The organism is Parashewanella hymeniacidonis (assembly GCF_016900895.1).
In the GTDB taxonomy this organism is placed as follows: Bacteria; Pseudomonadota; Gammaproteobacteria; order Enterobacterales; family Shewanellaceae; genus Parashewanella; species Parashewanella hymeniacidonis.
The window spans coordinates 1-7,724 of record NZ_JAFEUN010000151.1; the positions used below are offsets into that span (position 1 = coordinate 1).

Sequence of the window (7,724 nt, forward strand, 5' to 3'; positions counted from 1 at the left end):
AAGCCGAACGGCACTAGGAAATCAAATTCGCGGTTTGTTAGCTGAATTTGGGATTGTTTTTCCTAAAGGAATGGCAAAGCTCACGACCGAATTGCCATTTGTGTTAGAGGATGCAGAAAATGGGTATATATAGAACCAACAACCTGGAACACTTGAACAGGGTGGAATATCTCTCTCAGTAAACTGTGTGAGGAAAGTGTCTCACCCTTTTCATTATAACGTTTTACTTGAGTCGAATCGTGAACCCCCAAAACATACTCTACGACTTGCTCTTCTAGGCTTGTTTTTGGCTGGGCTACAAATATAAAGCGTTTCGAATTAGGTATGCATGCATTAAGATCTTTCAAATAACCATAAAGCTTAGAGGAGTGAACTTCAGTAGTGAACTTTTTTAAACAACAACTAATTTGAATGAAATTTACATTCTTTTCATGTGCGCCATAGAATAGCTGACTTACTATTTGCATTGATGAAGTACTACTCGAATAGGATTCTTCGGCTTCAAGGGCATACTTATTCATTATAGTCAGTGAATCTCTAATAGATGTATCATATGGCTCAGCTAAAGGCATGGGTGTGCTTACTCCTATAAACTTGCTAGAACAAGTTGATTTACTTTCGCAGTACGACCATATTTTATTTTCACTCATAAAAGTACTACTTGAGGGAGTAAGATGCTCTGTAGCATTTTGATTATCGTAAATACTGGCTTCTAGTTTGTCACTTTGTTTAATACTCAATGTAATCTACCTCAAAGGAACAGTTTTTATAAATAATAGTACTCATCCAAATTCTTTGGGTTACAAACTGTCTATGGTAAATTAGAGACTTATATATTTTTATACAGGTTTAAACATGAAAATCGGTGTAATCGGCGCTATGGAGCCGGAAGTAGTTCACTTAATTGAAGTATTAGAAAACAAACAAACTCAGACTATTGCTGGTATTGAATTTGTCAGTGGCAAATACGCAAACCATGAGCTGGTAATTACTCGCTCTGGCATTGGCAAAGTTGCAGCAAGTATGGCGGCGACTCTACTTATTCAAATGTTTAACCCTGAGAAAATTATTAACACGGGATCGGCAGGCGGTTTTGATGATGATCTTGATATCGGTGATATTGTTGTTTCTTCTGAAGTTCGCCATCATGATGCAGATCTTACTGCTTTTGGCTATGAAATCGGTCAGCTACCGCAAAATCCTGCAGCATTTAAAGCTGATGATCATTTATTACACCTGACTCAAGGCGCCATTGAAAAAGTCGGACAAGTTAAATCCAAGCTAGGCCTAATCTGTTCTGGCGATACTTTTGTATGCGATCCAGAGCGTACAAAAACGATGTTAGCCAACTTCCCAACCATGGCTGCTTGTGAAATGGAAGGCGCAGCGATTGCTCAAGTTTGCCATAAATTCAACATCCCTTTTGTTGTAATCCGTTCTTTGTCAGACAATGCCAATAGTGACTCAGCTGTTGATTTTGATTCATACATTGTAAAAGCGGGCCAACATTCAGCATTGGTTGTACTAGCATTAGTGGAGTTATTGTAACTTTTGGTAAAGGAATAATAGTGAGCCAATGTTTGATACTTTTTTAAGAGCAATACAAACGGATTTAGCCTTTTATCAAAACATTGGCTTGTTACTTTTGATGGTGATCTTATCTTCGCTAATAAGAATCCCTCGAAAGTATCAGCCTTTATATTTTTACATCGAAATGGCGAAAAGATTTTCGTCAAAAGTGAATCGACCTCAACGCTCAGCTCAACAAAAAGCGATTGCAGGAAGCCTTTCATCTATTTTTCTTGTTTTTCCAATTTGGTTCATTATTTCTTTTTTTATCGAATTAGCCGCTTTTCCATTCTTTTTTGAAGCACTAATACTCTTTATTTGCCTTGCCGACAACGGATTTATTAGAGAGTCTAGGCGCATCGCTGTACTCATTCATGAAGGCCACACAGATTCGGCCAAACACAATCTTTCACTGTGGTGTCAACGAGAGACAACCAGTTTATCTCCAGTTGGCTTGAGTAAAGCCTGCATTGAAAAGATGGCACAAATTTCAAGCACATCGAGCAGTTTGGTCATATTTAGCTTTTTAGCCGGTGGTATTGATGCAGTTATGATTACTGCACTATTTAAGCAACTCGATTATGCGTGGCCACAAACTAACTCAGCGTTTAAATCTTTTTCAGCACTGCCTTTCTTAATTAATCAGATCATTTTTATCATTCCTTATTCTGTTTACCTCCTACTCTTTTCTGTCACTAATATGAAAGCACTGACACAGCTAATGAGCTCAGTTATGCATAAAACAAAATATGGGGTGTATTCAAAAGTGATTGAGTTAACTGCGATTAAACTTAACGTAGAGCTTGGCGGACCACGAATATATCAGCAACAAAAACAATCAACGCCTAAATTTAAATATGGGGCTCATCCAACCCCTCAAAACGTCATTCAAGCACAACAAAAATTTAGTTCAATGAATGTATTAATGGTTGCTGGAATCATGATTTATCTATTCAGTCATTTCGTTTTCTCAATAAAGTCTTTTTAATGATATAACGTTTGTCATAAATACATGGTAAAAATGAATAGACAAATGGAGATTGTGAAGCCGATTTAGATTAACTATGCTATAGACTCATCAGAGTAAAGAGGAGAAAAAGTGGGACAAGAAACCATCAACAATCTCTTTTTCATTGGCGCTACACTTATTGCTATTAGTGTCATGCTCAGCCCAGTTTCTTCCCGCCTAGGCGTGCCGATCTTATTAGTGTTTCTGGTCGTAGGTATGATGGCCGGAGTGGATGGTATCGGCGGTATTCATTTTGATGACTTCTCGCTTGCCTACATCATTAGCAATTTAGCTCTTGCCATAATTTTGCTCGATGGTGGTATGCGTACACGTGTTGCCAGTTTTAAAGTCGCTCTCTGGCCAGCCCTATCCTTAGCAACAATAGGTGTTGCTCTTACAACTCTACTTACAGGCTTGCTCGCACAATGGCTCTTTGATCTAACACTTTTACAAGGTTTATTAATTGGTGCGATTGTAGGCTCCACAGATGCTGCTGTGGTGTTTTCACTTTTAAAAGGGAGAAGCATAAACGAAAGAGTTGGCGCCACATTAGAAATTGAATCTGGTAGTAATGATCCAATGGCGGTATTTTTAACTGTAACTCTCATCAGCCTACTTTCCACACTTGGACAAGAACACACTGCTTGGATGCTAGTCTGGAACTTCTTTAAACATTTTTCAGTAGGGATTGGTCTTGGCTTCGGTGGCGGGTGGCTATTGTGGCAACTGATTAATCACACTCAATTAGATGAAGGTTTATATTCAATTTTGGCGATAAGTGGTGGCTTAATCATCTATGCTATCAGCACAGACTTAGGTGGGAGTGGCATCCTATCGATATACCTTACAGGCCTTATTCTTGGTAACAACCCAACAAGAGGCAAACATGCCATTTTAAATGTATTAGATGGTATGACCTGGATGAGTCAAATTGGTATGTTCCTAATACTTGGTTTGCTTCTCACTCCCTCATCATTAAATGACATCATTATTCCTGGCCTCGTATTAGCATTTGGCATGATTTTCTTCGCCCGCCCGATTTCAGTGTGGATCAGTCTTGCTCCCTTCAAACACTTTAGTAAACGCCAAAGATGGTTTATCTCATGGGTAGGACTTAGAGGCGCAGTACCCATTATTCTGGCCGTATTTCCTATGATGGCAGGACTTCCGAATGCACAACTGTATTTCAATATTGCCTTCTTCGTTGTCCTAGTTTCATTAATTGTACAAGGCACATCACTGAACTTCGCTTCAAAATTAGCAAAGGTAGAGTTACCACCAAAACCTGAACCTATATCGCGGGCCGGTGTTGAAATATACCCTAAATCTGAGTGGGAAATTTTTGTTTATAAACTAGGGCCACAAAAATGGTGCATAGGCGAACCGTTAAAAAAACTCGAAATGCCAGATGAAACAAGAGTTATCGCTCTGTTCAGAGAAAATAGTTTATTGCACCCGAAAGGGAGTACAGAATTAGAGGTCGATGATACACTTTGTGTATTAGGCATGCCAAAGCACTTAAATCTTCTCAGTGAGCTATTCAGCCAACCTCCTGAGTCTAAGTCATCACAAGATCCAACTCGTTTCTTAGGTGATTTCTTTATCGATCCTGAAATCAAACTTGCTGACCTTGCCCCACTCTATGCATTCGAACTGGATGAAGAAAATATAAACTGGAGAGTACATGAACTCATCACTTCAATCGTCGGTGACTCTCCAGTAAAAGGTGACCAATTTAAATGGAAATCTTTACGCTGGATTGTTGCTGAAGCTGAAGACCATCAAATCAAAAGTGTCGGCATACAACTACCTAAATAAAATACAATTTATTCTTATTAAGGCACATGACCCATTTAAAAATATTCTAAGTCGAATTTAATAGACTGTATTTCCTATGATGCACTGGCAAAGTGCCTAAACCTTCGATTCTTTCTCTAAGAGTTAAACAGTAACATCATAATAAGCTGGTTCTCTCATGAACCCGTTTCTTCTGTAAGGCCAACTCACTCTCGCACTGAAAAATAGTACACTCTCAGAATAATAATATTAGATAATTACTACGAAGCACTTACATGGTGACGAAAATAATGTGTTTAGAAAATAAAGCATTCGGCATCATCAGAGCCAAAACAGCCTTGCGCTAACCTAAGAGATCACATAACCATGCATTATGAATGCTCTGTGAGTAAACGTGTGACGAAGTACATCTAGCTTTTGTTAAGGTCAACATTCCAAGGAAGTAGTGATTCAAGATCTTGTGGTGATTTTGCCAATTGCTCTAAGGGATGCTGCGACTTAGGTTATACCGAGGTATAATCCAAACAGTTTAATTTACGATTGCAGCCAAATGTCTACTTCAATTTACCTTTCTAGTGAGTCCAAACGGATAATTAAACTTGCATCTAGTAAAATTCATGGGATGGAGAAAAGAGTTTTTATGGCTGAAGTATCCAAAACCTTCTGCTGTGGAAGCCCACGCTTAACTGAAACAGAGTTCGGCTGGTGTCGGAAGGCTGTTGCTCTTGGGCTTCATGAAGAACAAACGGGGTTTGAATGTTTCGGACACTATGACGGAAAACCTCGAAGTGAAGTGAGTCAACCTCAATTAGAAAGAGATATTAGAGCATTAGTCGATCCTGAATCTCAAGCCGACCCAAAGTTAAAAAATACGTTTGTTTATACTCGAATTACAGCGAAAGGGGTCAGAAAAAAGCTAATTGAAGAAAAAGGCTGGCTACCTGAAGAGTTACCTAAAGAAAGAACCATTAACGACATATTAAATCGACTGGGATACAAACTTCGACGAGTCCAAAAAACTAAACCTCAAAAAAAATCCCTCAAACAGACGCTATCTTTGAAAACGTAAACAAAATCAACAAAGAAACAACCGATCATAAAAAAGTTATTCGTATCAGCATCGATTGTAAAGCGACAGTTAATGTTGGTGAGTATTCCCGTTACGGTCAATCTCGTGGTGCTGATGCTGTTCAAGCATTAGATCATGATATGGAAATAAAAAAGAAAATGATTCCGTTCGGAATTCTTAACCTCGATAATGATCAATTTCATGTTTTTTATGGTAATTCAAGTAAAACAAGTGACTTCATTTGCGACTCTATTGAATGGTGGTGGGATTTAGTTAAAAGTGAAAATCCAGAAGTCGAAGAACTCATTATTTTTTCAGACAATGGCCCTGAAAATAGCGGCTGTCGTACTCAGTACCTATCTAGATTAATAGCGTTTAGTGAGCAATCGAAATTAAAGGTTCGAAACGTCTACTACCCGCCATATCATAGTAAATATAATCCAATTGAACGAGTCTGGTCATCGTTAGAGAGACATTGGAATGGCGCATTACTGAGTACAGCCAACACGGTAATAGAATGGACAAAAACAATGACATGGAAAGCAATGAGCCCAGTAGTCAATTTGATCGATAAAGTTTACTCTAAAGGGGTCAAACTCGATGGCAGAGAAAAAGAAGAACTGGAAAGTAAAATAGTCAGAAATAGTGAGTTACCAAAGTGGGACCTTACTATCACACCTGTTACGGTAGATTATTAAATGCTAGATCCCTAAGCAGTGGTTGATGCAATCAAATGGTACAAATCCATTAGCTTTAGCGGTTTCTATTATGCTGTAAAGCATGGCGCTGGTTTCAGCACCATTATGATTAACATTAAACAGCCAGTTTTTGCGGCCAATAACGAAGGGTTTTACTGCTCGCTCAGCGCGATTGTTATCGATATTAAGTAAACCGTCATCAAGGTGTATCCAAATAATTTATCCCATTGGTTCAAGTTGTAAGTGGTGGCTGTGCCAAGCTTACCCTTCTTTGATACTTACAGTGCTGACTTATCTAGCCAGGCTTTAAACTCTGCCAGTATTGGCTGAGCTTTCAACTGCCTTAGTTGCTGCTTTTCATTTACTGGCAACGCAGCTATCTATTTTTCTATTCCATACAGTTTTTGGATGTAGCTCAAAGCAACGTTCACTTTTCCAGACTTAGCTTTGCCTTATGCTGCTTGTGCATCGAAAAAATTTTGAGTTTATCTCGGCCTTTGTTGCAAAACACAAATACGCTGCCATCGGTGGAACGAAGTTCCATTTGTTGTTCAACGATGATGCTCAAGCCGTTTATCGACTTACGAAAGTCAATGAAATCACGGTAAAGATAAACCTTGGGTGGCGCTTGAAACATGATCATGATTGCAACCCTTGGATAACAGCGATGATGATTTTAGGTGAGATAGATGCAGGAAAAATGACATCACCAACCTTGGTTTCGAGTTTGATAACTGACGATTGAACTGCAATGGGTTTATCGGGTTCAGCAGTCACAACGGCTTGAGCAAAACTAGACGATTGTTTGAGCTTTGCTTTGTGAATATAAAAACAACTGATGGCCAATTTGTGTTTACGGCAAAAAGCTGTAACGGTTAATTCACTTTCGCCTTGCTGCTTTATCAGCGCTTGCCATTGCTCTGGTGTTCTTCGATTTGTCATGCCACATCTCAATGATTGAAAAGTGGCAAAGATTTTAAGCGGATGCTTTTACTCTGAAAAGATGCGGTTTACCGCACGCTTACACGCTTACGATTGAAAAGTGGTAAAGATTTTATGGGGATGCTTTTAATCTGAGAAGACGCGGTTTACCGCACGCATACATAAATTCTCACATGGGGGCAAAGCCAGTGTGCATTTAAAAGCAACGCTTTTTGCATTGGCGTAGCGAGAGCAGCTGTGCTGCGAACTGAGGGGGCCACACTGCGCAGCAGCTAAGGGCTGCATGTGAGCGTAGGCACTGCCCCAAAGCAAAAAGCCCTAGCATTTTTGCTAGGGCTTCTTTGATTTTGCGTCTGGCGATGACCTACTCTCACATGGGGAGACCCCACACTACCATCGGCGATGCTGCGTTTCACTACTGAGTTCGGGATGGATTCAGGTGGTTCCACAGCTCTATTGTCACCAGACAAATTCTGTATTTATCGCAATTGCAGTAAATTAATAATTCGGAAAGCTAATCTCAAGCTCTTTCGAGCGTTCTCACTTCATTAAGTGTTTTGTATTCAAACTAAGGTTTAGCAAATTGCACTGAAATCTTTCATTCAGTAAAACCCATTAGGGTTGTATGGTTAAGCCTCAC

Annotated in this window: 6 protein-coding genes, 1 rRNA gene and 2 pseudogenes; 5 read left to right on the forward strand and 4 right to left on the reverse strand. The window is 39.4% G+C overall.

The window, feature by feature from the left end; translation table 11 throughout:
- The 5 genes and pseudogenes from JQC92_RS22780 to JQC92_RS22785 form a co-directional block, all read left to right on the forward strand.
- Positions 1-121 (forward strand): annotated as a pseudogene (locus JQC92_RS22780) (IS110 family transposase); the annotation flags it as partial.
- A gap of 734 nt (positions 122-855) precedes the next feature.
- Entirely contained in the window at positions 856-1,548 is a 693-nt protein-coding gene (locus JQC92_RS19980; protein ID WP_205001297.1) for a 5'-methylthioadenosine/adenosylhomocysteine nucleosidase, read from the forward strand.
- Between the two features lie 28 nt (positions 1,549-1,576).
- Positions 1,577-2,557 carry a cobalamin biosynthesis protein gene (locus JQC92_RS19985; protein ID WP_205001298.1) on the forward strand — a complete coding sequence of 327 codons (981 nt, stop codon included), beginning with the start codon at positions 1,577-1,579 and terminating at the stop codon, positions 2,555-2,557.
- 111 nt (positions 2,558-2,668) lie between these two features.
- Positions 2,669-4,396: a potassium/proton antiporter gene (locus tag JQC92_RS19990; RefSeq protein ID WP_205001299.1), complete on the forward strand. Its 1,728-nt coding sequence runs from the start codon at positions 2,669-2,671 to the stop codon at positions 4,394-4,396.
- Between the two features lie 619 nt (positions 4,397-5,015).
- Positions 5,016-6,142 (forward strand): annotated as a pseudogene (locus tag JQC92_RS22785) (ISAzo13 family transposase).
- 3 nt (positions 6,143-6,145) lie between these two features.
- Here the strand turns inward: JQC92_RS22785 and JQC92_RS23335 are convergent.
- The 4 genes from JQC92_RS23335 to rrf all read right to left on the reverse strand — a co-directional run bounded on the left by JQC92_RS23335 (position 6,146) and on the right by rrf (position 7,551).
- A complete protein-coding gene (locus JQC92_RS23335; RefSeq protein ID WP_420851333.1) occupies positions 6,146-6,361 on the reverse strand; it encodes an IS66 family transposase in 216 nt (71 codons plus the stop codon).
- A gap of 208 nt (positions 6,362-6,569) precedes the next feature.
- Complete coding sequence (gene tnpB / locus JQC92_RS20010) at positions 6,570-6,785, reverse strand: IS66 family insertion sequence element accessory protein TnpB (RefSeq protein WP_205001301.1); 216 nt, start codon at positions 6,783-6,785, stop codon at positions 6,570-6,572.
- Positions 6,782-7,084 (reverse strand): IS66 family insertion sequence element accessory protein TnpA, encoded by a 303-nt coding sequence (gene tnpA / locus JQC92_RS20015; protein ID WP_205001302.1) that lies wholly within the window; start codon positions 7,082-7,084, stop codon positions 6,782-6,784. Before tnpA ends, tnpB begins: the two co-directional genes overlap by 4 nt.
- 351 nt (positions 7,085-7,435) lie before the next feature.
- A 5S ribosomal RNA gene (gene rrf, locus JQC92_RS20020) occupies positions 7,436-7,551 on the reverse strand.
- Positions 7,552-7,724 lie beyond the last annotated feature (173 nt).